This is a genomic window from Stenotrophomonas sp. GW821-FHT09E08, from assembly GCF_059416125.1.
This window is the reverse complement of sequence record NZ_JBWKOO010000001.1, coordinates 240,005-266,407: the sequence shown is the minus strand read 5'-3', so window position 1 is coordinate 266,407 and position 26,403 is coordinate 240,005. Positions and strand designations below refer to the sequence as shown.

The 26,403-nt window shown below is 67.3% G+C and carries 21 protein-coding genes; 10 read left to right on the top strand and 11 right to left on the bottom strand.

Features of this window, described 5'->3' with window-relative positions; translation table 11 throughout:
* Positions 1 to 41: 41 nt before the first annotated feature.
* The 4 genes from AC07M7_RS01235 to AC07M7_RS01220 all read right to left on the bottom strand — a co-directional run bounded on the left by AC07M7_RS01235 (position 42) and on the right by AC07M7_RS01220 (position 3,884).
* Positions 42 to 1,421: a sensor histidine kinase gene (locus AC07M7_RS01235; RefSeq protein WP_428709212.1), complete on the bottom strand. Its 1,380-nt coding sequence runs from the start codon at positions 1,419 to 1,421 to the stop codon at positions 42 to 44.
* On the bottom strand, positions 1,418 to 2,101 hold the full coding sequence (locus AC07M7_RS01230; protein WP_004150098.1) for a response regulator: 684 nt from the start codon (positions 2,099 to 2,101) through the stop codon (positions 1,418 to 1,420). Before AC07M7_RS01230 ends, AC07M7_RS01235 begins: the two co-directional genes overlap by 4 nt.
* Before the next feature lie 132 nt (positions 2,102 to 2,233).
* A complete protein-coding gene (locus AC07M7_RS01225; protein ID WP_495206568.1) occupies positions 2,234 to 3,361 on the bottom strand; it encodes a metallophosphoesterase in 1,128 nt (375 codons plus the stop codon).
* A 73-nt stretch (positions 3,362 to 3,434) separates the two neighbouring features.
* Complete coding sequence (locus tag AC07M7_RS01220; RefSeq protein WP_136638302.1) at positions 3,435 to 3,884, bottom strand: winged helix-turn-helix transcriptional regulator; 450 nt, start codon at positions 3,882 to 3,884, stop codon at positions 3,435 to 3,437.
* A 77-nt stretch (positions 3,885 to 3,961) separates the two neighbouring features.
* Here AC07M7_RS01220 and AC07M7_RS01215 point away from each other — a divergent pair, with 77 nt between their 5' ends.
* Positions 3,962 to 5,146 carry an MFS transporter gene (locus tag AC07M7_RS01215; protein ID WP_136638301.1) on the top strand — a complete coding sequence of 395 codons (1,185 nt, stop codon included), beginning with the start codon at positions 3,962 to 3,964 and terminating at the stop codon, positions 5,144 to 5,146.
* A gap of 24 nt (positions 5,147 to 5,170) precedes the next feature.
* Here AC07M7_RS01215 and AC07M7_RS01210 read toward each other — a convergent pair whose 3' ends face one another.
* Positions 5,171 to 6,586 (bottom strand): GGDEF domain-containing protein, encoded by a 1,416-nt coding sequence (locus AC07M7_RS01210; protein ID WP_253077679.1) that lies wholly within the window; start codon positions 6,584 to 6,586, stop codon positions 5,171 to 5,173.
* A gap of 286 nt (positions 6,587 to 6,872) precedes the next feature.
* On the opposite strand from AC07M7_RS01210, the gene AC07M7_RS01205 reads away from it, so the two are divergent.
* Complete coding sequence (locus AC07M7_RS01205) at positions 6,873 to 9,122, top strand: TonB-dependent siderophore receptor (protein WP_495206567.1); 2,250 nt, start codon at positions 6,873 to 6,875, stop codon at positions 9,120 to 9,122.
* A 218-nt stretch (positions 9,123 to 9,340) separates the two neighbouring features.
* Positions 9,341 to 10,321 carry a cation diffusion facilitator family transporter gene (locus AC07M7_RS01200; protein ID WP_495206566.1) on the top strand — a complete coding sequence of 327 codons (981 nt, stop codon included), beginning with the start codon at positions 9,341 to 9,343 and terminating at the stop codon, positions 10,319 to 10,321.
* Positions 10,322 to 10,359: 38 nt separating this feature from the next.
* Here the strand turns inward: AC07M7_RS01200 and nfi are convergent, their stop codons facing one another.
* Complete coding sequence (gene nfi / locus AC07M7_RS01195) at positions 10,360 to 11,034, bottom strand: deoxyribonuclease V (protein ID WP_495206565.1); 675 nt, start codon at positions 11,032 to 11,034, stop codon at positions 10,360 to 10,362.
* Between the two features lie 94 nt (positions 11,035 to 11,128).
* Between nfi and gpmA the strand changes: the two genes are divergently transcribed.
* Entirely contained in the window at positions 11,129 to 11,878 is a 750-nt protein-coding gene (gpmA, locus tag AC07M7_RS01190) for a 2,3-diphosphoglycerate-dependent phosphoglycerate mutase (RefSeq protein WP_495206564.1), read from the top strand.
* A 111-nt stretch (positions 11,879 to 11,989) separates the two neighbouring features.
* On the opposite strand, the gene AC07M7_RS01185 is transcribed toward gpmA, so the two are convergent.
* Entirely contained in the window at positions 11,990 to 12,451 is a 462-nt protein-coding gene (locus AC07M7_RS01185; protein WP_495206563.1) for a hypothetical protein, read from the bottom strand.
* Positions 12,452 to 12,587: 136 nt separating this feature from the next.
* Between AC07M7_RS01185 and AC07M7_RS01180 the strand changes: the two genes are divergently transcribed.
* On the top strand, positions 12,588 to 14,681 hold the full coding sequence (locus tag AC07M7_RS01180; protein WP_495206562.1) for a M13 family metallopeptidase: 2,094 nt from the start codon (positions 12,588 to 12,590) through the stop codon (positions 14,679 to 14,681).
* Positions 14,682 to 14,773: 92 nt separating this feature from the next.
* Here the strand turns inward: AC07M7_RS01180 and AC07M7_RS01175 are convergent, their stop codons facing one another.
* The 4 genes from AC07M7_RS01175 to AC07M7_RS01160 form a co-directional block, all read right to left on the bottom strand.
* Positions 14,774 to 15,391, bottom strand: a complete 618-nt coding sequence (locus AC07M7_RS01175; RefSeq protein WP_495206561.1) for an HD-GYP domain-containing protein — start codon at positions 15,389 to 15,391, stop codon at positions 14,774 to 14,776.
* 45 nt (positions 15,392 to 15,436) lie between these two features.
* Positions 15,437 to 18,901 carry a transcription-repair coupling factor gene (gene mfd, locus AC07M7_RS01170; RefSeq protein WP_495206560.1) on the bottom strand — a complete coding sequence of 1,155 codons (3,465 nt, stop codon included), beginning with the start codon at positions 18,899 to 18,901 and terminating at the stop codon, positions 15,437 to 15,439.
* A 148-nt stretch (positions 18,902 to 19,049) separates the two neighbouring features.
* Entirely contained in the window at positions 19,050 to 19,595 is a 546-nt protein-coding gene (locus AC07M7_RS01165) for a GNAT family N-acetyltransferase (protein WP_046987672.1), read from the bottom strand.
* Positions 19,596 to 19,690: 95 nt separating this feature from the next.
* On the bottom strand, positions 19,691 to 20,548 hold the full coding sequence (locus AC07M7_RS01160; RefSeq protein WP_046987671.1) for a 23S rRNA (adenine(2030)-N(6))-methyltransferase RlmJ: 858 nt from the start codon (positions 20,546 to 20,548) through the stop codon (positions 19,691 to 19,693).
* Positions 20,549 to 20,583: 35 nt separating this feature from the next.
* On the opposite strand from AC07M7_RS01160, the gene creB reads away from it, so the two are divergent.
* The 5 genes from creB to AC07M7_RS01135 all read left to right on the top strand — a co-directional run bounded on the left by creB (position 20,584) and on the right by AC07M7_RS01135 (position 26,371).
* On the top strand, positions 20,584 to 21,312 hold the full coding sequence (gene creB, locus AC07M7_RS01155; protein ID WP_495206559.1) for a two-component system response regulator CreB: 729 nt from the start codon (positions 20,584 to 20,586) through the stop codon (positions 21,310 to 21,312).
* A 2-nt stretch (positions 21,313 to 21,314) separates the two neighbouring features.
* Positions 21,315 to 22,775, top strand: coding sequence for a two-component system sensor histidine kinase CreC (gene creC / locus AC07M7_RS01150; RefSeq protein ID WP_253077671.1), 1,461 nt, complete (start codon positions 21,315 to 21,317; stop codon positions 22,773 to 22,775).
* Positions 22,776 to 22,856: 81 nt separating this feature from the next.
* Positions 22,857 to 24,176, top strand: coding sequence for a cell envelope integrity protein CreD (creD, locus tag AC07M7_RS01145; protein WP_253077670.1), 1,320 nt, complete (start codon positions 22,857 to 22,859; stop codon positions 24,174 to 24,176).
* A gap of 10 nt (positions 24,177 to 24,186) precedes the next feature.
* Positions 24,187 to 24,597, top strand: a complete 411-nt coding sequence (locus AC07M7_RS01140) for a hypothetical protein (protein ID WP_004150406.1) — start codon at positions 24,187 to 24,189, stop codon at positions 24,595 to 24,597.
* 190 nt (positions 24,598 to 24,787) lie between these two features.
* Complete coding sequence (locus AC07M7_RS01135; RefSeq protein WP_495206658.1) at positions 24,788 to 26,371, top strand: M28 family metallopeptidase; 1,584 nt, start codon at positions 24,788 to 24,790, stop codon at positions 26,369 to 26,371.
* Positions 26,372 to 26,403 lie beyond the last annotated feature (32 nt).

The following is a 26,403-nucleotide window of genomic DNA, read 5'->3' as shown; positions in this document are numbered from 1 at the left end:
CAAGCGCGATTTTCACCAGCCTTTCAGCGCCCCGGACCGGGTCAGGGGGCCTTCAGCAGCGGCAGCGTGATGGTGACCTTCAGTCCGCCGCCGGCACGGTTGAGGAAGCCCAGGCGTCCACCGAAGTGCTCCACGGCCTCGTGGGCGATGGCCAGGCCCAGGCCGGTGCCGCTGGACGTGGTGCCCGGGGCGCGGAAGAAACGCTCGCCCAGCCGTGGCATCACGTCCTCGGGCACGCCGGGGCCGTTGTCCTCCACGTACAGCTCCACATCATTGTCGTCCAGCGCCTGCACGCCGACCGTGACGGTGGCGCCGCGGCCTGCATAGCGCAGGGCATTGTCGATCAGGTTGTCCAGCGCATCCTGCAGCAGGGCGCCGTTGCCGAGCACACGCAGCGGCTGGCTGCTGCCGCGGTAGCCGAGGTCGATGCCATCGCGGATCGCTTCCGGCACGCGGGTGCCCACCCATTGCGGCAGCAGGGTGCCAAGAGCCAGCGCTTCGACGGTTTCCGGCACGGTCTGCGCGCGGCTCAGCGCCAGCAGCTGGGTGCTGACCCGCGCGGTGCGCTGGTTGAGCCGGCGGATGTGCTGCAGCGCCTCGCGCACGGTGTCCGGGTCGCCATGTGCCAGCGCCTGGTCCACGTGCAGGGCCATGCCGGCCAAGGGCGAGCGCAGCTGATGCGCGGCATCGGCGATGAAGCGGTTCTGCAGCGTGATCATCTCCGCCTGGCGGGCGAACAGGCCATCGATGGTGCTGATCAGCGGTTGGATTTCTTCCGGCACGTCGGCATCGGAGATCGGCGCCAGCTCGCCACGGCGCTGTGCCAGGCGGGTGGTCAACGGGGTCAGGATGCGCAGGCCATAGGTCACGCCGAACCAGACCAGCGCCGCGGTACCCAGCGCCAGCATGGTCATCAGCGGGATGATGATCATCAGGATCTCGCGCGCACGCTGCCGGCGGTCGGCCATGCTCTCGGCCACGGTCACCGCCAGCTGGTCCTGCGGGTCGTTCATCGCCTGCGTGCAGACGGTGGCCATGCGCACCTGCTGGCCGTTGAGGGTACCGTCGTAGAGCGCAGGATGCACACCGGTGCAGTCCTGCGAAGGAGCGTACGGGCTGAAGTCCGCATTGCCGCTGAGCGTACCCATGCGGCTGCTGTCGACGTTGAAGTAGCGATGGCCGTCGGGGTCGTACTCGATCAGGAAGCGCGCCTGCGGAGACAGGTCGCTGGTCACCGGCATGGTGCTCAGCATCTGTGCGAACGAATGCGTGTCGTCGATCAGGTTGCGGTCGTGGATGCGATTGGAATAGTCCAGCGCAACGTAATAGGCAAGGACCGTGTTGAAGATCAACAGGCCCAGCATCGGCAGCGCCAGGAAGGCGAGCAGGCGCCGGCGCAGGCTGGGCGGGCCACTGATCACGGCGTGCTGTCGTCCTGCGCGTCTTCCAGCATGTAGCCCAGCCCGCGTACGGTGCGGATGCCGATGCCGCCGGGTTGCAGCTTGCGGCGCAGGCGATGCAGGGCGATGTCCAGGCCGTTGTCGGTCAGGTCCTGGCCCCAGTCGCACAGCGCTTCGACCAGCTGTGCGCGCGAGACGATGCGTTCGGCACGCACCGCCAGTGCGGACAGCAGGCCGAATTCGCGTGCGGTCAGCTCCAGCGACTGCTCGTCGATCCACACGCGGTGTCCGGCCAGATCCAGCCGCAGGCGGCCGATTCGCAGGTCCGGGTTGCCATTGCTGGTGACCCGGCGCAGCTGCGCACGCACGCGCGCCTCGAATTCGTCCAGCGCGAACGGCTTGACCAGGTAGTCATCGGCGCCAAGGTCGAGCACCCGCACGCGTTCGGCCAGGCCGTCACGGGCGGTCACCACCAGCACTGCCAGGCCATCACCGCGCTGGCGCAGGCGCTGCAGCACGTCACGGCCGTCCAGCTGCGGCAGGCCCAGGTCCAGCACCAGCAGCGCGTACTGGGTCGAGCCCAGCGCGGCATCGGCGTGCGCGCCGTTGTCGACGTGGTCGACCACATGGCCCTGCCGGCGCAACGAGGCGCACAGGCCGGAGGCGATGTCCGGGTCGTCTTCAGCAATCAGAACGCGCATGCGCGTGGGCTCCAGTAGCAGTCAGGCCGGCCGGATGATCGCGGTGGGCCTCTCGGCTGCCGAGGGTAGCCGCAAACCGGGTGAAGGGGGAGCGCGCTGGCGCTTGCAGGCGCCGCCGCGCTGTCCTTCCATTCAGTCCTGCAGGCCGGGCTCGCCCTGCGCCAGCGGCACCCGCGAGCCATCCAGCAGGCCCCGGCTGAGCGTGCCGTTCTCGATGAACAGCAGTTCGCCGTTTTCACCGTTCTTGATGCTGCTGTCGATGGCGATCACGCGGTCGCCATGGAAACTGCTGACGTGCGGCATCGAGGTGTGGCCGACCACGATGCGCTTGAGTTGCAGGCGATCCAGCACCGCCTGTACGCCCTGCGTATCGAGGCGGCCATCGAAGTAGCCGCGGTACCAGATCGGGCTGGTCTTGCCGTCATACAGCGGCGCGGTGGCCGGGTCGGCCTTCACTTCGGCCTTGGGCAGGCCCAGCGACGCCTGGTAGGCCGCATTGGTGCGAGCCGGTTCCAGCGCCAGCTCCACCGCCTCGGGCGAGATGCCGCCATGCAGGAACAGAGTGTCGCCGATCTTCAGCAGTACCGGGCGGGTGCGCAGCCACTGCCCGATCACCGAATCGGCACCGTACAGCTGCGGGTAGCTGCGGCCGAGCAGCTGCGCGCTGCGCAGGTACTTCGGATTGACGTAGCGGAGGTCGTCGTACAGCACCATGGTTTCGTGGTTGCCCAGCACGAAATGCACCGCGCCGCCGGCGGCGGCCGCCTGCTGCTGCAGGCCGTACAGCAGCCAGAACGCCTCGGTTACCTGCGGGCCGCGGTCGAACACATCGCCGGCGACCACCAGCGTGTCCTTGCCCAGTGCCCAACGGTCCTGCGCATCGATGACCTGGTTGGCGCGCAGCAGGCGCACCAGCAGCCCGTACTGGCCATGGATGTCGGACAGCGCGACGATGCGCGGCGCAGCCGGAAGCACGGAGGCCGAAGGCGCGTTCGGTACCGCCACATGCACGGTGTGCCCGTAGCCACAGCGCGCTGCGATATCGGTGCCTGCAGTGCCCATGGCAAGTGTGCGCGACTCGACCTTGTCGGCGCAGATCCACTTGGCCAGCAGTTGCTCGCCCTGGCGGAACACATAGGGGCCATCGGCGTCCACATGGGCGGCGGGGGCCGCGACCTCGCGTGCCTGCGTGGTTGCTGCGGCGCAGGCCAGCACCGGCAGCAGCAGGGCGGTCAACAGGGAAGGGCGATAGCGCGACATCGGCAGCATCCGGCAGCGGAAAGGCCTGATCCTAACCGGCGTGGCCGGGCGGCGGTGTGCGCGAACGGGCGGGTCAGCTGCTGCCGCTCCCGTCCTTGAGCTTGCGCACACGGGTTGCAGACGCTGGCAGCGGTTCGCCATCGCGACCGCGTGGCTGCATGTAGGGCAGCGGTCGCCGTGTGCTCGACTCGATCAGCTGGGAGTGCGCTTCACCGGCGCCGAAGCGGTGGCGCTCGCCCCACTGGCGCAGGGCGACCAGCAGCGGGAACAGTTCCAGGCCAGCGGCGGTGAGCACGTATTCCTGATATGCCGAGCCGTCGGAGGCGGGCTGCAGCCGCAGGATGCCTGCTTCGACCAGCCGGCGCAGGCGGTCGCTGAGGATATTACGGGCCGCACCGAGGCTGCGCTGGAAATCGCCAAAGCGGGTGACGCCATCGAAGGCATCACGGATGACCAGCAGCGCCCAACGGTCACCGAGCAGATCGGCGCTGCGGGCAACGGGGCAGGGGCTGTCGGCGTGCATGGTGGACCTCTCTGATGTGGTTGCAGTTTAAAACCAATGGCAGTAGCCTGCATCAAGTTTCAAATTGCAACTACATCATGACTGCAGCACCCATCCCACGCCCCCTGCTGGTCCTGCTCGCGGTTGCCGCAGGTGCCAGCGTTGCCAACGTCTATTACGCACAGCCATTGCTGGAACGCCTGGCACAGGCCTTTGCGCTGGACCCCGCGCTGGCCGGGGCGGTACTGGCAGCGACCCAGGCGGGCAGCGTGCTGGCCTTGCTGGGCCTGCTGCCATTGGCCGACAGGGGCGATCGCCGGCGCCTGCTACGCCTGCAGTTGATGGCGCTGGTGGTCGCATTGCTGTGGTTGGCGGCCGCGCGAACGGCCGTGTGGCTGTTGTCGGGCATGCTTCTGGCCGGCCTGCTGGGCACCGCGCTGACCCAGGGGTTGATCGCCTACACCGCATCGCTGGCACCGGCTCAGCAGCGCGGGCGCGTGGTCGGCATGGTGCAGGGCGGTGTGTTCATTGGCCTGCTGCTGGCGCGTGTAGTGTCCGGCGTGGTGGCGGCCGCCGTTGGCTGGCGCGCGGTCTATCTGCTGTCGGCGGCGCTGATGGCGGCGTTGGCAGTGCTGCTGTGGCGGCGTCTGCCGGCGGTGCCGGTACCGGTGGTGCCGCCGGGCTGGCGTGCCTTGATGGGGTCGATGCTGGGCATGCTGCGCGATGACCGGACGCTGCGTGAGCGCGGTCCGTTGGCACTGTTGCTGTTTGCCGGCCTCAATGTGTTCTGGGCGGCAGCGCCACTGCCGTTGTCGGCGCCACCGCTGCACTGGTCGACTGCCGCCATCGGTGCGCTGGGCCTGGCTGGGGTGATCGGTGCGCTGCTTGCGGCGCGGGTCGGGCACTGGATGGACCGTGGATTCGCGCATCGGGTCAGCCTCGGCGCGCTGCTGCTCATGCTGGTCGCGTGGTGGCCGCTGCTGGGGTTGCCGCATTCGGTGGGCATGCTGTTGCTGGGCGTGGTCGTGCTCGATCTGGGCGGGCAGGCGCTGCATGTATCGAACCAGGCCCTGTTGCTGCGCGCGCCGGGCGAACAGCATGGGCGCCTGGTGGCGCTGTACATGCTGTTCTATGCGCTGGGCAGTGGTGCTGGTGCAGCGGCCGGGCCCTGGATGCAGGCGCGCCATGGCTGGCCGGCGGTATGCCTGCTGGGCGCCGGCATCGCGTTGCTGGCGCTGCTGTGGTGGGCGGCGTGGCGGATACCGCGCCGTACCGCAATGTAGCGACGCGCGCGCCCGGGGTTGCCGCTACCGCTGCAATGCCCGCCGCCCGGGGGCTTCCTGCAGTGCATCGCTGGCCACCACCACTCGGTTGCGGCCACTGCGTTTGGCCTCGTACATCGCCGCGTCGGCACGGGCCATCAGCCGCTCGTAGTCCGGATGACCATCATGGCCGGCGACACCGATGCTGGCGGTCAGGCTCAATACCTGGCCGTTGGCCAGCGGTACCGGCGATTGTGCGATCTGCCGGCGCAGGCTTTCGGCAATCACTGCCGCCTGTGATTCGCTGGCGGCGACCAGCACCACCACGAATTCCTCGCCACCGTAGCGGAACAGATAATCGCTGCCACGGGTGAGCTGGCCGAGCACCCCAGCCACATGCTGCAGTGCGCGGTCACCCGCATCGTGGCCGTGGCCGTCGTTGATCGCCTTGAAATGATCCAGGTCGAGCAGCAACAGCGAGAACGGCGTACGGTTGCGTGTAGCCAGCTCGATTTCCCGGCGCAGCACGGTCGGCAGGAAGCGGCGGTTGAGCAGGTTGGTCAGCGCGTCGCTGCCGGCATCGAGTTCGCCGATGCGCTCGAACAGCAGGGTCATCAACGTGCGGATCGCGGCCAGGTCCTCGCGGATCGCTGGCAGCACTGTAAGCCGCTGCGCAGGATCATCGGCGGCGGCCCGCTGCAGGCAGCCGTCGATACGCGCCATCAGCTGGTCGACCTGCTGTGTCTCGCTGCTCTCGCCGAAGCTGGGAATGCCCTTGTGGGTGAACCACAGGCCAAATTCGGAAGTGGCCAGGCTGGCGCCGTCGCTGCCCTGCACATGGCCGGCCAGGGCGTAGAGCAGCGCGTTTTCCCAGTCCAGCAGCAGCGCGCGCTGGCGCTCGCGCTCGGTGCTGACGTTCTGCACCAGCGAGAACAGCCGGTACGCAGCATCGGCGCGGGTGGAGCGTTCGCGGGCATGGGTGTAGGCCAGGGTCATGCCTTCCATGGCGATATCCATGATCGCGCTGAGGCAGTCGATGGCGGCGAACGCAGTGTCGCTGTCCGGCGCATCGTCGCGCAGGCGCACGAACAGTTCATGTTTGAGCACGCGTGCGCCACGGGTGACCAGGTCGACCGGAATGCCGACGCGGGCGTGCACGTCGCCGATGATCCGTTGCGAGGCCACCGTGTTGGCGATGCCGCTGGCATCGGTGGTCAGCAGCTGCGCCAGCCAGCGCTGCATGGCCGGCTGCAGGCGCTGCTTGACCTGGTCGTGGGAAAGGAAACGGCGCGCACGGGTGTCCTGCAGCAGCACTTCGTAGAAGCGTTGGGCCAGGGCCGGTGGGGCATCGGCGGCCGCGGCATGCAGCAGCGCGGTGGCGGCAGGGCCGGCCTGCAGCAGGCACTGCTGCCAGGCCTCGGCCAGCGGCTGGCTGGCGTCGTCCAACTGGGGTGGTTCCACGTCGATCTCTGATTGCGTACGGCAAACCACGGGTATCGGCCGTGGCGGCGTGCGGTTGATGGCGGGCTAGCCGACCAGTTTAAGCGCGATGCAGGCTTGCGCGGTGCGCAAAGCACATCGGCACGGCTGCGGCAATGCGTGAACGCATTTGAGAATCACTCGCATTGATGGGAGAATGCGCGCACGGATCGGGCTGTGGCTACCTGCAGCGGCGCTCCGCCTCCCCCTCGTCGTTGCCTCAAGCCCTTTGCCAGAGGCCCCGTTGCCCTGCCAGAAGGTCCAGATCATGTCCCGAGCCGTTGTCCCTTCGCCGCGCCCGCTGGCGCTCGCCGTTGCCGCCCTGCTGGCCGGCAGCGCGCTGACCGCCCACGCTGAAACCGACGCCACCGATATCGACACGGTGCATGTCACCGCTTCGCAGATCGCACGGCAGGCGCTGGGCACCTCGACCATCACCGCCGAGGACATCGCCAAGCGGCCGCCGGCCAACGACATCGCCGAACTGTTGCGGACCATGCCAGGTGTCAACCTGACCGGCAACAGCGCGTCGGGCCAGTACGGCAACAACCGCCAGATCGATCTGCGTGGCATGGGCCCGGAAAACACCCTGATCCTGGTTGACGGCAAGCGCATCGGCGCGCGTGATGCTGTGCGCATGGGCCGCAGCGGTGAGCGCAATACCCGCGGTGATACCAACTGGGTGCCGGCGGAAATGATCGAGCGCATCGAAGTGCTGCGCGGCCCTGCAGCGGCGCGCTATGGCTCCGGTGCTTCCGGTGGCGTGGTCAACATCATCACCAAGCGCCCGACCGGCGATCTGACCGGTGCGGTCGACCTGTATGGCCTGGTGCCCGAGCACAGCGCCGAAGGCGGCAGCGAGCGCGTCGGCCTGCAGCTGAGTGGGCCGATGACCGACACCCTGTCGTTCCGCTTGTACGGCAATCTCAACAAGACCGATGCCGACTCACTGGACCTCAACCGCCAGTACGCCACCAACCCCAACGCAGTGCCGCCAGCCGGCCGCGAGGGCGTCAAGAACCGCGACGTCAACGCGCTGCTGCGCTGGGACGTAACCGCCAACCAGGTGGTCGAGTTCGAAGCCGGCACCAGCCGCCAGGGCAACATCTATGCCGGCGACCGCGCCGTCAGTACCACCGGCACCTCGACACCGATCGATCTGGGGGCTTTGGCCGAGCAGCAGGCCGAGACCAACCGCATGTACCGCAATACCGGCGCGATCACCCATCGCGGCCGCTGGGGAGACGTGACCTCGCGGGTAACGGCGGCAGTGGAAGCGGTGAACAACTCGCGCATCAATGAAGGCCTGGCCGGCGGCCCGGAAGGCAGCTTCAACGGCACCGACTGGTCGACCTCGCGCCTGCGCAACTACCAGCTGGATGGCGAACTGAGCTTCCCGACCACGCTGGGTGGTGCCGAGAACATCTGGACGCTGGGCTTTGAATACCTCGACAGCCGCCTGACCGACCCGTATTCGATGAGCCAGTCCAGCAGCAGTGGCGGCGGCTTCCCGGGGCTGTCGGCCGACCGTGCGCGCGGCAAGGCCGATGCGCAGACCACCGCCGTATTCGTGGAAGACAACATCTACCTGGGCGAGCGTTGGATCATCACTCCGGGCCTGCGCTTCGACCATCACAGCCAGTTCGGCAACAACACCAGCCCCAGCCTCAATGCGCAGTTCCGCATCAACAGCGACTGGGTGGTGAAGGGCGGCATCGCGCGCGCGTTCAAGGCGCCGAACCTGTACCAGTCGAATCCGGACTATCTGTACTACACCCGTGGCAATGGCTGCCCGAACGCACTGCCGAGCCTGGGTGCCGGCTGCTACATGCGGGGCAATGCGGACCTGAAGGCGGAAACCAGCCTGAACAAGGAACTGGGCGTCGAGTGGGCACCGCAGAGCGGCTGGCAGGCGTCCTTGACGTACTTCCACAACGACTACAAGGACAAGATCCAGGCCGGCTACACCCAGATCGGGCTGACTGCCGATACAAAGGGCCGCATCTTCCGCTGGGAGAATGCACCGAAGGCGATCGTGCAGGGGCTGGAAGGCAACCTGGTGATTCCGCTGCTGGGCGAGCAGGGCAACCGCCTGAAGTGGAGCAACAACTTCACCTACATGGTGGAGAACGAGAACAAGAGCACCGGCCAGCCGCTGTCGGTGATTCCGAAGTACACGATCAACACGATGCTGGACTGGCAGGCCACCGACAAGCTGTCGCTGCTGCTGACCGGCACGTTCTATGGCAAGCAGAAGCCGGCTACCACCAACATCAACAATGATCCGCGTTGCACCGGCACCTGCGATCCGTCGATCGCACTGCAGGATCGCGGTGCGTACAACATCTGGGGCGTGAGCGCACGCTACAAGGTGACCGAGACGGTCAGCTTCGGCTTCGGCGTCAACAACCTGGCCGACAAGCGCCTGTTCCGCGAGGCCAACAGCAGCGATGCCGGCGCGGCCACCTACAACGAACCGGGCCGCGCCTACTGGGCCAGCCTGCGATTCGGGTTCTGAGCACACGCGGGTAACGGCCCGCTGCGTTCGTCAGGCATGGCCTCGCGCTACGGGGTAGCGCCGGGCCGTGCACGATGGTATCGCCCAGCAATCCGCGCCCCGGTAGCGCCGGGCCATGCCCGGCGAAGGTATCGGTGGCCTGCAATGTTATAAACACCGTGATAGTTTCCCAACGCCCTCCGGCGTAGCCTGCCTCCCATCGCAAAGGAGCTGTTGCCATGGGCCACGACCACGATCACCTGCCGTCCGAGATCCGCCACGAGAAACCCTTGTGGTGGGCACTCGGCCTGACCTCCACCTTCCTCGTTGTCGAAGTGGTGGGTGCGTTCTGGACCAACAGCCTGGCGCTGCTGTCCGACGCCGCGCACATGGCCACCGACGCTTTGGCGCTGATGATCGCGCTGGTTGCGGTGAGGCTGAGCCGGCGCCCGCCGGATGCGCGTCGCACCTACGGCTATGCACGCCTGGAAGCGCTGGGCGCGATGATCAACGGCGCGATGCTGTTCGTAGTCGCTGGTTACATCCTGTGGGAGGCGATCGGGCGCTTCCGCGAACCGCAGGAGATTGCCTCCTCCGGCATGCTGGTGATCGCCGCCGCGGGCCTGGTCATCAATCTGATCTCGATGCGCCTGCTGCAGGCCGGTAGTGGCGAGAGCCTCAACGTGAAGGGCGCCTACCTGGAAGTGTGGGCGGACATGCTTGGCTCGGTGGCGGTGATTGCCGGCGCGTTGTTGATCAAGTGGACCGGCTGGAAGCCGATCGACCCGATCCTGGCGGTACTGATCGGCCTGTGGGTGCTGCCACGCACCTATGTGCTGATGCGCGAGGCGATCAACGTGCTGCTGGAAGGCGTGCCCAAGGGCATGGACGTGGCCAAGGTGCGCGACAGCCTGTCAGGTCATGCCGCCGTGCTGGACGTGCATGACCTGCATGTGTGGGCGCTGGCCTCCAGCACCCCGGCGCTGACCGCGCACATCGTGATGCGTGATGGCACCGACGCTGATTCACTGCGTCGAGAGCTGGGCGGCCGCCTGCACGATGACTTCGGTATCGAGCACGTGACGCTGCAGATCGAGGCCGACCACTGCGGCGAAGCCTGTGGTGAGCCGGGACCGGCCAAGGGCGGTGAGCATGAGGGCCATGAAGGCCACGACCACGGCGAGGACGCGCAGGGCCACCGCGGCCACGTGCATCGCTGATCGAGGATGGCGACCGCGCTGGATGATGCCCGGTGCGGTCATTCGCCCCGCCGCGAGGCCAGCCGATCCGCCAGCCGGGTCGGCTCCGGCAGCCGGTAACCGCGCAGCGTGCGCTGCACCCAGTCCAGCGCAGTATCGGCGCTGACCCGATGGCCACCGGCCACGAACAGCGGCTTGCATTTCACCTTGCTGCGCAGCACCCAGCCGAGCTGCTCGTTACCGTCCAGCAGCGGCGTATGCGCGCCGGCGTCTGTGCCCGGTTCGACGAAGCGGCCCACCAGTTTCGACTTGGCGACGCCGATGCTTGGCAGGTCGGTGACCACACCGAGGTGAGCGGCCACCCCCAGCCGGCGCGGGTGGCTGATGCCATGGCCATCGACGAACACCAGGTCCGGCGTGCGCGGCAGCAGCGCCAGCGCGGCCAGCAGCGCCGGCAACTCGCGGAAGCTGAGCAGGCCGGGGATGTAGGGCATCACCGTGGGGACGCGCGCGATCTGCTGCGCCACGGGCTGCAGCGTCTCCGCGTCCAGCAGTACCGCCGCGGCGCGGGTGATGGCGCCACCGTCTTCAAAGCCGACATCCAGCCCGGCCAGCCAGCGCACCGTGCGTGGCAGGCGGTCCTGGCGCTCCACGCGGCCTGCCAGCTGGAGCTGCTGCGCGCGTGCCGCGGCGACGCTGCCTTCCCAGCGCCCGGGGTCGATCACCGTATTCATTGGTCACAGCATCGCATGCGCGGTGCCACGGCCCGGTGAGCGGCGCCCGGGGCTACAATGGCGGCCTGCCTTTCCTCGCGTTGGAGACCCTGCAGTGACCCGTAAACTCGTACTGTTGCGCCATGGCCAGAGCCAGTGGAACCTGGACAACCGCTTCACCGGCTGGGTCGATGTCGACCTGACCGAGCAGGGGCGCCGGGAAGCGGCCGCCGCGGGTCGCCTGATGCGCGAGGAAGGCCTGCAGTTCGACGTCGCCCACACCTCCGTGCTGAAGCGCGCCATCCACACCCTGCAGGGTGCGCTGGCCGAGCTGGAGCAGGACTGGCTGCCGGTGAACAAGTCCTGGCGCCTCAACGAGCGCCATTATGGTGGCCTGCAGGGCCTGGACAAGGCTGAGACCGCTGCCAAGCATGGCGAGGACCAGGTCAAGTTGTGGCGTCGTTCGTACGACATCCCGCCGCCGGCGATGGACCTGGAAGATCCGGGCCACCCGATCCATGACCGTCGCTACGCCGGCCTGGATCGCAACGCGCTGCCGGGCACCGAATCGCTGGCGACCACGCTGGACCGCGTGCTGCCGTACTGGCACGACGCCATCGCGCCGCAGCTGAAGGACGGCAAGACCGTGCTGGTCACCGCCCATGGCAATTCGCTGCGCGCGCTGTACAAGTACCTCAACAACGTGTCGCGCGAGGAAATCCTCGAGCTGAACATCCCGACCGGCATTCCGCTGCTGTTCGAGTTGAACGACGACCTGACGGTGAAGTCGTTCCGCTACCTGGGCGACCCGGAAGCGGCCCGCAAGGCCGCTGAAGCCGTGGCCAACCAGGGCAAGGCGAAGTAAGAAGCAGAAGGCCGGCGCAAGCCGGCCTTTCCTTTTTTAGAGCAGAGCCCACGCTCGGCTGACGCTCTCACAACCCAGTAGAGCCTCCCCATGGGTGGCTGCTTCTGTCCGCTACGAAGGACCCAGCAGACGCACCTTCGGCGGCTGCAACGCGGCAATGTCGATGACGTGGTCCTGGCATATCACTTGATAATGCGTGAATGGGCCCGGGTAACGGGTATCAGCGAAGGTGGCACGTTCCAGATAATCGAGGAACTTCGAACGGCTGTAACGGCGGAACAGGTTGCCGCTCCAGGCTTCGGAGTCGTCCCAGCTCTGGTAGGACTCGTTGTGCACGGCGTAGCTGATGTAGTGATCCCAGATCAGTTCAAACCGCTGCGAGTGGGGCACCACATCTATCGCACGCACACCATCGATTGAACGTCCATGACCGAGCGCCACGCGGGAGGGCTTTCCGACCACCTGGCCTTCTTCGACGACCAGGCGCAGACGATTCGCTTCCGGCTCACCAATGCCCGTCAGGAACAGAAACTCACAGGCGTCGACGGCCAGCAGCAGTGCAGGTTCGTCCATGGTCATGAGGTCCAGTGATCGCGGAGGCCAGAGCATACCGGCATGTGGCGGAAGCCGCGCCGGGGCTCGTGACCTTTGGCGGTCCCCGCCGCGGGCCTGCCCGGCTACCCTGTGAAATTACCAGCAGGAGAGCCTCATGAACTTCCGCAACCTGGCCCCGTTGGGCCTGACCATCGCCATCGCCGCCTCGCTGGCCGCCTGTGGCAAGAATGAAACCGCGCCGGCCGCCAACGCCGACGCCAAGCCGGCCTTCGACCAGTCGCAGATCAAGACCGCGCTGATCAGCCTCAACAGCGCCGACCTCGATCCGGCCATTTCGGCCTGTACCGACCTCAATGGCTTCGTCAACAGCAAGTGGCTGAAGGCCAACCCGGTGCCGGGCGACCAGACCACCTGGGGCAGCTTCGAGATCCTTCGCGAGCGCTCGCTGGAAGTGCAGCACGCACTGGTGCAGCAGGCCGCCGCCAGCCAGGCCAAGGCCGGCTCGGTGGAAGCCAAGATCGGTGACATCTGGAAGACCGGCAACGATGAAGCCAAGATCGAAGCCGCCGGCCTCGCTCCGCTGCAGCCGCAGCTGGACAAGATCACAGCGCTGAACGACACCGCCGCCATCACCCAGTACCTGCGCGACAGCCAGGCCGAGGGCAAGGGCGTGCTGTTCTCGCTGTTCGCCAATGCCGATTACAAGGATTCGGCCAACGTCATCGCCTACGTGGGCCAGGGCGGCCTGGGCCTGCCGGAGAAGGGTTACTACTTCGACGATGCGCAAGCCAAGATCCGAGACGCCTACGTGGCCTACATCGCGCAGGTGCTGACGCTGTCCGGCGTGGACGCGGCGCAGGCTGCCGAGCAGGCCAAGGCCGTGATGGCCTTTGAAACGCGCCTGGCCAAGGCCTCGATGTCGCGCATCGAAATGCGTGACCCGGCCAAGCGCTACAACCCGCTCAGCGCCGCCGATGCCGACAAGCTGACCCCGAACTTCAGCTGGACCGCGCTGTTCGACACCCTGAAGGTGCCGGCCGCGCAGAAGTTCTCGCTGGCCCAGCCGGGCTTCTTCGGTGAAATGGACAAGATGCTCGCCGACGTGCCGGCCAGCACCTGGCAGGCGTACCTGCGCTTCCACACCATCGACGACGCCTCGCCGTACCTGAGCAGTCAGTTCGAGAAGGCCAACTTCGATTTCTATGGCACCACCCTGCGTGGCCAGAAGGAAATGCAGCCGCGCTGGAAGCGCGTACTGGAGTCGGTCAACGGCGGCATGGGTGAAGCCCTGGGCCAGCTGTACGTCGACGCCGTGTTCCCGGCCGAGTCCAAGGTGGCCATGCAGCACCTGGTGGAGAACCTCTCGGTGGCGCTGAAGGCGCGCCTGGAGCAGCTGCCGTGGATGGGCGAAGAGACCAAGAAGAAGGCGCTGGAGAAGTGGGCCAGCTTCACCCCGAAGATCGGCTACCCGGACAAGTGGCGCGAGTGGACGGGCCTGCAGACCAACGGTGACAGCTACCTGGGCAACATGCAGGCCGCGCGCGCGTTCAACTACCGCTACATGCTGGACAAGATCGGCAAGCCGGTGGACAAGACCGAGTGGGGCATGACCCCGCAGACCGTCAATGCCTACTACAACGCCACCAAGAACGAGATCGTGTTCCCGGCGGCGATCCTGCAGGCACCGTTCTTCGACGCCAAGGCCGATCCGGCGCTGAACTACGGCGGCATCGGTGCGGTCATCGGCCACGAAATGATGCACGGCTACGATGACTCGGGCAGCCAGTTCGCCGCCAACGGCAACTTCGACAACTGGTGGACCGACGCTGACCGCAAGGCCTTCACCGAGCGTACCGACCAGCTGGTCGCGCAGTTCGATGGCTACGAGTCGGTGCCGGGCGTGTTCGTCAAGGGCAAGCTGACCCTGGGCGAAAACATCGGTGACCTCGGTGGCCTGACCGTGGCGTATGACGCGCTGCAGATGGCGCTGAAGGAAGACCCGAAGGCGAACGTGGAAGTCGACGGCCACAGCCAGGACCAGCGCTTCTTCATGAACTGGGCCACCGTGTGGCGCCGCAACTTCACCGATGGTGAGCTGCGTGTGCGCCTGAACACCGACCCGCATGCCCCGGCGAACTTCCGTGCCAACGGCGCGCCGTCGAACATGCCGTCGTATGCCGCTGCGTTCCAGTGCAAGGCCGGTGACGCGATGGTGCGTGCCGACGACAAGCGCGTGGTGATCTGGTAACCGATCGCAGGTGATGCGTGAAGCAGAAGGCCCGGCGAACGCCGGGCCTTTTTTTTGTCTGATCGGTAGCGCCGGGCCATGCCCGGCGGATCTCAGGCCAGCGCCGGTTCCTGCGCCAGCATGCGATGGAAGCGCTGCAGAACATAGGGATCGATCAGTCCGCCGGACTGCTCGTCGATGATGCGCAACGCAGTCTCGCGTTCCATCGCCGCGCGGTAGGGGCGTACGCTGGTCATGGCATCGTAGGCATCAGCAACGGTGACGATGCGTGAGCCCAGCGGAATGCTCTCGCCACGTAGGCCGTCGGGATAACCGCTGCCATCGAACGCTTCATGGTGGGCGCGGATAAGGCGTGCGACCGGTGTCGCGTCGCTACGGCCGGTGGCGAGGAAGATGTGTTCGCCGCGCACCGGATGCTCACGCATGATTGCGCGTTCCTCGTCGGTGTGCCGGCGCGGTGTCAGCAATACATCGTCGGGAATGCCGATCTTGCCTATGTCATGGAAGCGCGCGGCCAGGCCGATCTGCGAGCAGGCATCGTCGTCGAGGTCGCAGCGTGCGGCCAGGCGCTGTGCGAGCAGGCCGACGCGGTCGCAGTGGTGGCGGGTGTAGGCGTCGCGCATCTGCAGCGACATCGAGAGGGCATCGATCAGGCAGGCCTGCGCATGCAGCAGGTCGGGGGCGGGTACGGCGTCAGGGAACATGGTCATCCGCCCGCACCGGGTGGGGGCCGGTGCGGGGTGTTCGGGGGGCGATCAACCCGGGGCGAGGGTGGTCAGAAGGGCGCGGGCCGCATTGAAGCGGTCTTCCGGCAACGGCAGCGGGTGCTTGATGCGCAGCTTGTCAGGCCCTTCCATGGCGTAGAGGTTCGGTTGTTTCTGGATCAGCTGGATCACCGCCATCGGATCGATGTTCGGCTTGGACTCGAACACGATGCGGCCACCGTTCTCGCCCAGATCCAGCTTGCGGATGCCCAGCGTGTTGGCTTTCAGCTTCAGCTCGGCAATGGCGAACAGGTGCTTGGCCGCATCCGGCAGCAGGCCGAAGCGGTCGATCATCTCCACCTGCAGTTCGCGCAGCGCATCACTGTCGCGCGCGCTGGAGATGCGCTTGTACAGGGTCAGGCGAGTGTGCACGTCCGGCAGGTAGTCTTCCGGAATCAGTGCCGGCACGTGCAGTTCGACCTCGGCACCGCGCACTTCCTCGCCGGCATCCAGGTCGGGCAGCTTGCCCTGCTTGATGCTGCGTACCGCGCGTTCCAGCAGCTCGGTGTAGAGGCTGAAACCGACCTCGGCCATCTGCCCGCTCTGGTCTTCGCCCAGCAGTTCACCGGCACCGCGGATTTCCAGATCGTGCGTGGCCAGGGTGAAGCCGGCGCCGAGTTCGTCCATCGAGGCGATCGCTTCCAGGCGCTTTTCCGCGTCAGGGGTGATCGAACGACGGTCGGGGGCGACCAGGTAGGCGTAGGCACGGTGGTGCGAACGACCGACGCGGCCGCGCAGCTGGTGCAGCTGGGCCAGGCCGAAGCGGTCGGCGCGGTTGATGATGATGGTGTTGGCGTTGGGGATGTCGATGCCCGATTCGATGATCGTGGTCGACAGCAGCACGTTGAAGCGCTGCTTCTGGAAATCCAGCATCACCTTTTCCAGTTCGCGCTCCGGCATCTGTCCGTGGGCAATGCCGATGCGCGCCTCCGGCACCAGCTCGGACAGCTCGCGCTGCATGCGGCCGATGCTTTCCACGTCGTTGTGCAGGAAGTACAGCTGGCCGCCACGCGCCAGCTCGCGCTGGAAGGCTTCGCGCAGCAGCGCGTTGTCCCACTGGGTGATGAAGGTCTGCACCGCCAGCCGGTTCGGCGGCGGCGTGGCGATGATCGACAGGTCGCGCAGGCCGGCCATGGCCATGTTGAGCGTGCGCGGGATCGGCGTAGCGGTCAGGGTCAGCAGGTGCACGTTGGCACGTAGCGCCTTCAGGGCTTCCTTCTGGCGCACGCCGAAACGCTGCTCCTCGTCGACGATGACCATGCCCAGGTCCTTGAACTTCACGTCCGGCTGCAGCAGGCGATGGGTGCCGACAATGACGTCGATGGTGCCGGCGGCAACCTTCTCCAGCTCGGCCTTGATTTCCTTGGTGCTCTTGAAGCGCGACAGCACCTCGACCTTCATCGGATAGTCGGCGAAGCGGTCGCGGAAATTGCGGTAGTGCTGCTCGGCCAGCAGCGTGGTCGGCACCAGCACGGCAACCTGCTTGCCGGCACTGGCGGCGGCGAACGCGGCGCGCACGGCGACCTCGGTCTTGCCGAAGCCGACATCGCCGCAGACCACGCGGTCCATCGGCTGGCTGCTGGACAGGTCGCGCAGGGTGGCGTCGATCGCAGCCAACTGGTCCGGGGTTTCTTCGAACGGGAAACCGGCGGCGAACGGCTCGTACATCGCGCGGTCCACCTGCAGTGCGAGGCCGGCACGTGCCTGGCGCCGGGCCTGGATCTCCAGCAGTTCGGCAGCAACGTCGCGTACTTTCTCGGCGGCCTTGCGCTTGGCCTTGCTCCACTGCTCGCCACCGAGCGAATGCAGCGGCGCGGTTTCCGCGGAAGCGCCGGAGTAGCGGCTGATCAGGTGCAGCTGGGCGACCGGTACATACAGGCGGTCGCCCTTGGCATATTCGATTTCCAGGAATTCGCCGGGCATGCCGCCGACGTCCATCGCAATCAGGCCGCGGTAGCGGCCGACGCCATGGTCCTCGTGCACGATCGGCGCGCCCTCGGTCAGTTCGCCGAGGTCGCGGATGATCGCTTCCGGCTCACGGCCGGCACGGCGCGTGCGGCGGGTGCTGCCGGCGCGCTCGGGGAACAGCTGGCGCTCGGTCAGTACCGCGATGCGCGGATCGTCCAGCGCGAAGCCATCCTCCAGCGGCGCCACCGCGATCGCGAAGCGCGCATCGTCGGCAAGGAAGCTGGGCAGGTCGGCCACCACCGGTGGCTTCAGCTCGGCGGCCTGCAGCACTTCCAGCAATGCCTCGCGGCGGCCGGGTGAATCGGCGGCGATCAGCACGCGGCCCGGGTAGTGGCCGAGGAAGGACTTCAGCGCATCGCCGGCCGGTGCTTCGCGTGCGGCCACCGGCAGCGGCGGCAGCGGCTGGTCGCCCAGCGCATGGGCATCTGCGATGCGCGCGTGGTCAGCCGACCATACCTCGATGCGAGGAGTGTCGTTCAGTCGCTCGCGCAGCAGCTCCGGCGACAGGTACAGCGCCGATGGCGGCAGCAGCGGCCGTTCCACATCGTGGCGGCGCTGCTCGTAGCGCTCGCCAGTCTGCGCCCAGAACACCTCGGCAGCTTCGCCGGCCCCGGCGCAGACCACCGGCAGGCTGCCGTCGGGCAGGTAGTCGAACAGGGTCGCGGTGCGCTCGAAGAACAGCGGCAGGTAGTACTCGACGCCGGCCGGGGCCAGCCCGGATTTCAGGTCCTGATACAGCGAACTGCGCCGGGTATCGACATCGAAACGCTCGCGCAGCGTGGCCAGCACGCGGGCGATGGTGGCCTCGTCCATCGGCACTTCGCGGCCCGGCAGCATGTGCACCGCCTCGACCCTGTCCAGCGAGCGCTGGCTTTCCGGATCGAAGGCACGGATCGAGTCGATGTCCTCGTCCAGCAGCTCCACGCGCAGCGGCTCGTCGGCACCCATCGGGTACACGTCGAGCAGGCCGCCGCGCACGGCGAAGTCACCCGGATCCATCACCTGCGGCACGTTGCGGTAGCCGGCGCTTTCCAGGCGGCGCTTCTCGGCTTCCAGGTCCAGGCGCTGGCCGACCTTCAGGTCGAAGCTGCCACCGATCACGTAGCTGCGCGGGGCCAGCTGCTGCAGCAGGGTCTGCACCGGCACGATCACCAGGCCGCGCTTCAGCGCGGGCAGGCGGTGCAGGGCGGACAGGCGCTGCGAGATGATGTCCGGATGCGGGCTGAAGCGGTCGTAGGGCAGGGTTTCCCAGTCCGGGAAGGCAACCACCGGCAGGGCAGGGTCGCCGCCGAGCAGGGTGTGCAGGTCGGCTTCCAGCTGGTTGGCGCCGTGGTTGTCACGGGCGATCACCAGCAGCGGGGCGTCGTGCGCACGCGCGGCCTGGGCCAGATACCAGGCCAGGGCGGTCGGCGAGGCGGGGGCGCGCCACCAGGCGCGGAGCTGGCCGGCGCGTGGCAGCGGCGGGGCGGGGTATGAGGTACGCGACATGGACCCCGGATTTTAGCAGAAGCCTGATCGAAGCCCGGTGGGTCGCGCCGGCCGATGGCCGGCAGCCTCATGTGCCGTTGGGGGAACGCAATGCCGGCCAGCGGCCGGCACTACCGGAATGCATCGCCGGGCACGCCCGGCGCATCCTTCAGTTGTCCAGTTCCAGCACCATCCGCACCAGGCCCTCGGCGCCGGTCGGGTGCGGGACCGGCTTGAAGCCCAGCGAGGCGGCCAGCTGCTTCATCGGCTCGTTCTCGGCGGCAACGTCGCCGTACAGGCGGTCCAGGTACTTGCCACGGGCCCATTTCACCAGCTTGCGCATCAGCTGCCGGCCCAGGCCCTGGCCGATCAGGAAGCGACTGATCAGGATCGCATACTCGGCTTCACGGGTGCCGGGGATGATCGAGGCCCGGGCGACCGCGCCGACTACCGCCTCACCGGCGGGCAGGGATTCGGCAGCGACCAGGGTGATCTCGGTCTTCGGATTCGGGTGGGTCAGGCGCTGGGTGGTTTCCGGCGAGAGCTCGGTCACCGCCTGCAGGAAACGATCACGGATTTCTTCCGGCCCGAACAGGCTGAACGCTGCTTGCAGCGGCGCGCCATCTTCCGGGCGGATGGGGCGGATCAGCAGCTCGTGGCCGCTGGGAGCCTTGAAGATCTCATGCCAGGGCGGCATGCGGTTGCGAGTGGCCATACCGGGTGATTCCTTGGTGGTCCATCGATTGTGGCATCACCGGGGCTGCATTCCGTGAACGAAAGGCTCACGGCGGTACAGCCTCGTGAAGGCCGTTATTCGGGTGCTTTGAGCCAATCCAGGCGGGTGCTGGCGCCGGGCTCGCCCAGGTGCTGGCGCAAGGCCGGCAGGGCCGGGCCGACCACCCGGTCGAACTGCCAGGGTGGGTTGAGCAGCAGCATGCCACTGCCGTTGAGGCGCAGCGGTGAGTCGTCCGGGCGCACCAGGAATTCGATCGTCATCGCCGATTTCACCGGCAGCGCGCTGGCCTTGCGCAGGAAATGCAGGATGGTGCGGCGCTGCTTGATCGGGAACCAGACCGCACAGGTGGCCTGCGGCCAGCGCGCCAGGGTCTCGGCCAGGGCGGCCAGGACCGCCTGGTATTCGGCATCCTGGGCCTCGTAGGGCGGATCGATCAGCACCAGGCCGCGGCCGATCTTGCTGCCGTTGAACTTCGGCGGCAACAGCGAGCGCAGCAGCGCATAACCGTCGCCCGGATGCACGCCGACCCGGCTGTCATGGGCGAACAGCGCTTTCAGCGTGGCCGTTTCGGCTTCCTGCAGCTCACAGACCGCCATGCGGTCCTGTGCGCGCATCGCCTGCGCGCTCAGCAGCGGCGAGCCCGGATAGGTGGTCATCGCGCCGACCGGATTGCCGGCCTGTACCGCCTTCAGGTAGCGCTCGACCACCTCCGGCAGCTTGGGCTGGGCCATCAACCGCATGATCCCGGACTCGGCCTCCAGGGTCTTGCGGCTCTCTTCGCTGGCCAGCAGGTAACGGCCGGCACCGCCGTGGGTGTCGAGCACGAAGAACGGGCTGTCCTTGCGCTTGAAGCTGTCGATCAGGGCCAGCTGCACGATGTGCTTGAGCACATCGGCGTGGTTGCCGGCATGGAAGGCGTGGCGATAGTTCATGGGCGGCAGTGTACGGGGCGGCGGCCGCAGCGGCTATGCTGCGCGCCATGACAGCTCCCGTTGCCCATGTCCTGCTGGTCGAGGACGAAGCCGCCATTGCCGAAACCGTGCTCTATGCGCTGCGCAGCGAAGGCTATGCCGCCAGCCACTGTCTGCTCGGCGGTGAGGCTCTGCTGCGGCTGCAGGCCGGCGGCATCGACGTGGTGGTGCTGGATGTCGGCCTGCCCGACCTCGGCGGTTTCGAGGTCTGCCGCCGGCTGCGCGCCTTGCCGGGCCCCGTGGCGCAGCTGCCGGTGATCTTCCTGACTGCCCGCAACGACGAGGTGGATCGCGTACTCGGCCTGGAGCTGGGCGCCGATGACTACATGACCAAGCCGTTCTCGCCGCGCGAGCTGGTGGCGCGGGTGCGCGCGCGCCTGCGCCGTGCGCTGCCAGCGGCATCGGCCACAGCCAGCACCGAAGGTGGCTGGCAGGAGCGGGGCACCTTCGCCATCGACCGCGAGGGCCGGCGTATCCGCTTCCGTGGCCAGGCATTGGACCTGACCCGCTACGAATATGCGCTGCTGGAGGCGCTGCTGCAGCGTCCCGGCGCCATCCTCAGCCGCGCCCAGCTGATGGACCGGGGCTGGGACAGCAGCGCCGACAGTGCCGACCGCACCGTCGATACCCATGTCAAGACGCTGCGCGCCAAGCTGCGTGCGGCCAGTGCCAGCGACGATCCGATCCGTACCCACCGTGGCCTCGGCTACGCGCTGGAGGTCTAGCGATGCGCCTGGTGCTGAAGCTGTTCCTCGGCTTCTTCCTGATCACCGGCATCGCCGCGTTCTTCGTGATGCGCGTGTTCGTCAACGAAGTGAAGCCCGGTGTGCGCCAGGCGATGGAATCGACCCTGGTCGACGCGGCCAACGTGCTGGCCGAGATGGCTGCCGCCGACGTCAAGGACGGCACCATCCGCAGCGGCAGCTTCACCCGCAATCTGGCCAAGGCGCGGCAGCGCGACCTGAAGGCGATGGTCTGGCGCTTCCCGAAGCGCTCGCTCGACTACCGGGTGACCATCACCGATGCCAAGGGCGTCGTCATCTACGACTCGCTGGGCCGTGACCTGGGCCGCGACAACTCGCGCTGGAACGATGTCTACCGCACCCTGCGTGGCGAGTACGGCGCCCGTTCCAGCCCCGAGATTGCCGGTGAAGAGGGCGATACGGTGATGCACGTGGCTGCACCGGTATACGACCCGGTGGATGGCCGTACGCTGATCGGCGTGCTCAGCCTGGCCCAGCCCAACCGCAGCATCGATCCGTTCATCGCCGCCAGCCAGCGCGCCATCATCGAGCGTGGTGCGTGGCTGATCGGGTTGTCGGCGCTGGTCGGTGTGCTGGTGACGATGTGGCTGACCACCGGTCTCGGCCAGCTCAGCCGCTATGCGCGCGCGGTCACTGCCGGTGAACCGGTGCCACCGCCACGCCGCCGCCGCGACGAGATCGGCGATCTCGGCCAGGCGCTGGAAACCATGCGCCGCAAGCTGGAAGGCAAGGCCTACGTCGAGCAGTACGTGCAGTCACTGACGCACGAGATGAAGAGCCCGCTGGCAGCGATCCGTGGTGCCGCCGAGCTGCTGCAGGAGCCGCTGCCCGAGGCCGACCGCATGCACTTCGCACGCAGCATCGTCGACCAGCAGGAACGCCTGACCGAGACCATCGACAAGCTGCTGGCGCTGGCCGAGGTAGAGCAGCACGGCTGGCTGCAGACCCGCGACCCGATCGCAGTGCCGGTGCTGCTGGCCGATGCTGCTGCGGCGGCGCAGGTGCGCGCACAGGCGGCCGGGGTGCAGGTCCGCATCGGCAGCGTGCCCGACCTGCGCGTGCAGGGCGATACCTATCTGCTGCGGCAGGCGCTGCACAACCTGATCGACAACGCAATTGCGTTTTCTCCGGCCGGCGCGGAGATCGCGCTGCAGGCCGAGGTGGACGGGCAGGGCGTGCGCCTGCAGGTGGCGGACCGCGGTGCCGGCATTCCCGACTATGCGCGCGAACGCGTATTCGAACGCTTCTACTCGCTGGCCCGCCCCGGCAGTGGCCGGCGCAGCTCCGGGCTGGGGCTGCCGTTCGTGCAGGAGGTTGCGCGCCTGCATGACGGCCGCGCGAGCGTCGACGACCGCGAGGGTGGCGGCACCGTGGCCAGCCTGTGGTTGCCGCTGGCCGTGCCGGGCCAGCGCCCGCGGCGCTGACTTCACACTCGCTTCAAATTCGCCACAAACCCTGCTCACCGCAGCGGTCCATCCTGCAGCCCTCTCCAACGAGGATGGACCATGAAATCCCTGAAGATGCTGCTGAGGTTTGCCATTGTCGGCGGGCTGATCCTGCTGCTGCTGATCCCGCTGATGATGATCCGCGGGGTCATCAACGAGCGCAGCCAGTACCGCGATGAGGCGTTTGCGCGGGTGGCCGACAGCCGCGCCGGCGTGCAGCGCCTGGTGGGTCCGGTGCGTGTGGTGCCGTGGGTGGAACGCAAGGAAGTTGAACTGGTCGACCCGCTGGGAGTCAAGAAGACCGAGGTGCAGGTCACCGAGGGCCATTGGCTGCAGATGCCGGCGTCGCTGGAGGTCGGCGGCGAGATGCTGCCGAGCCAGCGCGAGGTGGGCCTGTTCAAGGTGCCGGTATACAGCTGGAACGGCCAGATGAAGGCCACCTTCGCCGCTGACGACTATCCGGTGAAGGCCGGCCGCAGTTATGGCCAGCCGTACGTGGCGCTGGGCATTTCCGATGTGCGTGGCCTGGTTGGCACACCGAACCTGCGCGTGGATGGCAAGCAGCTGCGCCTGTTGCCGGGTGTGGGCGCGGCCAGTGAGGTGGGTCGTGGCCTGCATGCAGCGGTAGCCGGTTTCGCCGAGGATCACGGCGGTACCCTGGCCGGCAGTGAGGTTGAACTGGAGCTGCGCCTGGACGGCAGCCGCATGCTGTCGGTGGTGCCGGTGGGTGATGACACCAAGATCGCATTGCGCTCCAGCTGGCCGCACCCGTCATTCAGCGGTGCCTTCCTGCCCAACGAGCGTCGTGTCGATGCACAGGGCTTCGATGCACGCTGGGCGGTGTCCTCGCTGGCCTCCGATGCACAGCGACAGCTGCGCAATGACGGTTCGGTCGACTCGCAGGCGGTGACGGTGTCGCTGGTCGATCCGGTCGATGCCTACACCCAGGCCGACCGTGCCTCGAAATATGGCGTGCTGTTCGTGGTGCTGACCTTCGTCGGCTTCATCCTGTTCGAGCTGATCAAGTCGCTGCGCATCCATCCGCTGCAGTACCTGATGGTCGGCCTCGCACTGGCGATCTTCTTCCTGCTGCTGATCAGTCTGTCCGAGCACATTGCGTTCTGGAAGGCCTATCTGGTCTCTGCGGTGGCCTGTATCGGCCTGCAGGCGGTGTACCTGGCCAACGTGCTGGGTCACTGGAAGCGCGGCCTTGGCTTCGCCGCGCTGCTGACCGTGTTGTATGGCGCGCTGTATGGCCTGCTGGTATCGGAAAACAACGCGCTGCTGATGGGCTCGCTGCTGCTGTTCGTGATCCTGGCGCTGGCGATGTGGGTGACCCGCCGGGTCGACTGGTACGCGCTTGGCGCGGACCTGAAGTAAGGAGCAGGCCATGAGCTGGCGCCAGGGATTGCGGCAACGGGCACGGCAGGGCATTCCGGCCCTGCTGGAAGTGGATGCGCTGCTGCAGGCACATGGCGTGCTGGCGGCCCTGCCGGGGGCACGGATCGCCCCTGGCCTGGTCCGCTTCCAGCTGGCAGCGGTGACCTGCGAGGGATTGCAGGGCCAGGGACTGGCCTGGCTGCAGGGCGCGCGGCAGGGACGCGGCGCGCTGGCAGGCAGGGTGCCGCGCTACCGGCCATGGAAGGCCGGGGCACAGGCGCTGGCCGAGATCGGTATCGGTGGCCTGCCAGGTGACTGGCCCGCACATGCGGCGGTGTATGGCTGCAGCAGCATCGACCGGCGGCACTGGTTGCTGCTGCTGCCGGAACGGGCGCAGTTGTGGCTGGGATGGAGTGGATGAGGTGGCTGGCAGGTGCGAACCAACCACTCTCCCGTGGGTGCGAGCCTTGGTTTGCACGCTTCCATGCCGCCCATGACCGATGGGACGGTATCGCCGCGCCCCTGCTGGCTAGACTCGATGGGTTGATGATCGAGCCGAAGGGCAGGGGTGTAGCGTGTTCGTGTTGAAGTGGAGCGGGCTGAAGTGGGGCATGCTGGCCGCAGCGCTGGCAATGGGTGGCAATGCAGGCGCGCAGCAGCGCGAGACGGTGGACCTGGACATGGTCAGCCGCATCCGCCAGGAGGCCTTCCATCGTTCGCAGGTGATGGACACCTTCAGCTACCTCACCGAACGCATCGGCCCGCGCCTGACCAACTCGCCGGCGATGGGGCGCGCCAACGCCTGGACCCGCGGCAAGTTCAACGAATGGAAGCTGGACAACGTCCACGACGAAGCCTTCGATGACTTCGGCCGTGGCTGGGAGTTCACTTCAGCCAGCGTAGAGATGCTCGGTGACCGCGTGCAGCCGCTGCATGCGCTGCCCAAGGCCTGGACCCCCGGTACCAAGGGCCCGGTCGAAGGCGAGCTGGTGCAGGTCGAAATCAAGAAACCCGAAGACATCGAGAAGTACCGCGGCAAGCTGCGCGGCAAGATCCTGCTGCTGGGCGAGGCGCGCGAGTACAAGCGTGGAACCGAGGCGGATTCGCATCGCCACGATGCCACCTCGCTGGAGGGCCTGCAGGAGTTCACCCTGCCCAAGGACAAGGACGCCACCGCCGAGCGTGCGAAGCGGGTCAAGGAGTACCAGGAGCGCCAGCAGCTGGCGACCAAGGTCAATGCGTTCTTCGTGGAAGAGGGCGCGCTGGCCTCGATCAGCATCAGCAGCTGGGACAATGGCATCATCCGTGTCGCCGGTGGTGGTTCGCGAAAGGCCAATGAGTCGGTGGGCATCCCCGATCTGGCGATGATCGCCGAGCACTTCAATCCGCTGGTGCGCGCACTGGAGGCCAAGCAGACCGTGCGCCTGCGCGTGGACGTGGCCGCGCGCTTCACCGACGAGGCCGACCAGCCCGGCTACAACACGCTGGCCGAGATCCGTGGCAGCAGCAAACCCGATGAGGTGGTGATGATCGGTGCGCACCTGGATTCCTGGCACAGCGGTACCGGTGCGGCCGACAACGCGGCCGGTGTGGCGGTGATGATGGAGGCGATGCGCATCCTCAAGGCCACCGGCGCCAAGCCCAAGCGCACCATCCGGGTGGCGCTGTGGAGCGGTGAGGAACAGGGCCTGATCGGCTCGCAGGCCTATGTGGCCAAGCACTTCGGCCGGTTCCCGGAACCCACCGACCCGGCACAGAAGGCGCTGCCGGCCTCGCTGCGCGAACCGACCGGCGCGCTGCAGAAGACCCGCGACTACAGCAGGTTCCAGGTCTACTTCAACATGGACAACGGCTCGGGTCGCTTCCGTGGCATCTATGCGCAGGAAAACCTGGCAGCGATGCCGATCTTCGAAGCGTGGCTGGCGCCGTTCCATGACGTCGGCGCCACCACAGTGGCCACTCGCAACACCGGCAGCACCGACCACATCAGCTTCGACCGCATCGGCCTGCCGGGCTTCCAGTTCATCCAGGACCGGCTGGACTACTTCACCAACGTCCACCACAGCCACCTAGACACCTGGGATCACGCCGAGCCGGAAGACCTGAAGCAGGCCGCGGCCATCGTCGCCTCGTTCGCCTACAACGCCGCGACGCGCGAGCAGTCCTTCCCACGCAAGCCCGAACCGCAGCCGTGACAAAAAGGGGACGGAGGGGATTAAGTCGTTTC

Coding starts and splice junctions, on each gene's coding strand:
- AC07M7_RS01185 (WP_495206563.1), bottom strand. CDS start 12,451: ATGGACGAACCTGCACTGCTGCTGGCCGTCGACGCCTGTGAGTTTCTG.
- AC07M7_RS01140 (WP_004150406.1), top strand. CDS start 24,187: ATGAGCTGGCGCCAGGGATTGCGGCAACGGGCACGGCAGGGCATTCCG.
- AC07M7_RS01160 (WP_046987671.1), bottom strand. CDS start 20,548: ATGAACTATCGCCACGCCTTCCATGCCGGCAACCACGCCGATGTGCTC.
- AC07M7_RS01135 (WP_495206658.1), top strand. CDS start 24,788: ATGCTGGCCGCAGCGCTGGCAATGGGTGGCAATGCAGGCGCGCAGCAG.
- AC07M7_RS01205 (WP_495206567.1), top strand. CDS start 6,873: ATGTCCCGAGCCGTTGTCCCTTCGCCGCGCCCGCTGGCGCTCGCCGTT.
- AC07M7_RS01200 (WP_495206566.1), top strand. CDS start 9,341: ATGGGCCACGACCACGATCACCTGCCGTCCGAGATCCGCCACGAGAAA.
- nfi (WP_495206565.1), bottom strand. CDS start 11,034: ATGAATACGGTGATCGACCCCGGGCGCTGGGAAGGCAGCGTCGCCGCG.
- creC (WP_253077671.1), top strand. CDS start 21,315: ATGCGCCTGGTGCTGAAGCTGTTCCTCGGCTTCTTCCTGATCACCGGC.
- AC07M7_RS01215 (WP_136638301.1), top strand. CDS start 3,962: ATGACTGCAGCACCCATCCCACGCCCCCTGCTGGTCCTGCTCGCGGTT.
- mfd (WP_495206560.1), bottom strand. CDS start 18,901: ATGTCGCGTACCTCATACCCCGCCCCGCCGCTGCCACGCGCCGGCCAG.
- creD (WP_253077670.1), top strand. CDS start 22,857: ATGAAATCCCTGAAGATGCTGCTGAGGTTTGCCATTGTCGGCGGGCTG.
- AC07M7_RS01225 (WP_495206568.1), bottom strand. CDS start 3,361: ATGTCGCGCTATCGCCCTTCCCTGTTGACCGCCCTGCTGCTGCCGGTG.
- AC07M7_RS01220 (WP_136638302.1), bottom strand. CDS start 3,884: ATGCACGCCGACAGCCCCTGCCCCGTTGCCCGCAGCGCCGATCTGCTC.
- AC07M7_RS01180 (WP_495206562.1), top strand. CDS start 12,588: ATGAACTTCCGCAACCTGGCCCCGTTGGGCCTGACCATCGCCATCGCC.
- AC07M7_RS01175 (WP_495206561.1), bottom strand. CDS start 15,391: ATGACCATGTTCCCTGACGCCGTACCCGCCCCCGACCTGCTGCATGCG.
- AC07M7_RS01230 (WP_004150098.1), bottom strand. CDS start 2,101: ATGCGCGTTCTGATTGCTGAAGACGACCCGGACATCGCCTCCGGCCTG.
- creB (WP_495206559.1), top strand. CDS start 20,584: ATGCTGCGCGCCATGACAGCTCCCGTTGCCCATGTCCTGCTGGTCGAG.
- AC07M7_RS01165 (WP_046987672.1), bottom strand. CDS start 19,595: ATGGCCACTCGCAACCGCATGCCGCCCTGGCATGAGATCTTCAAGGCT.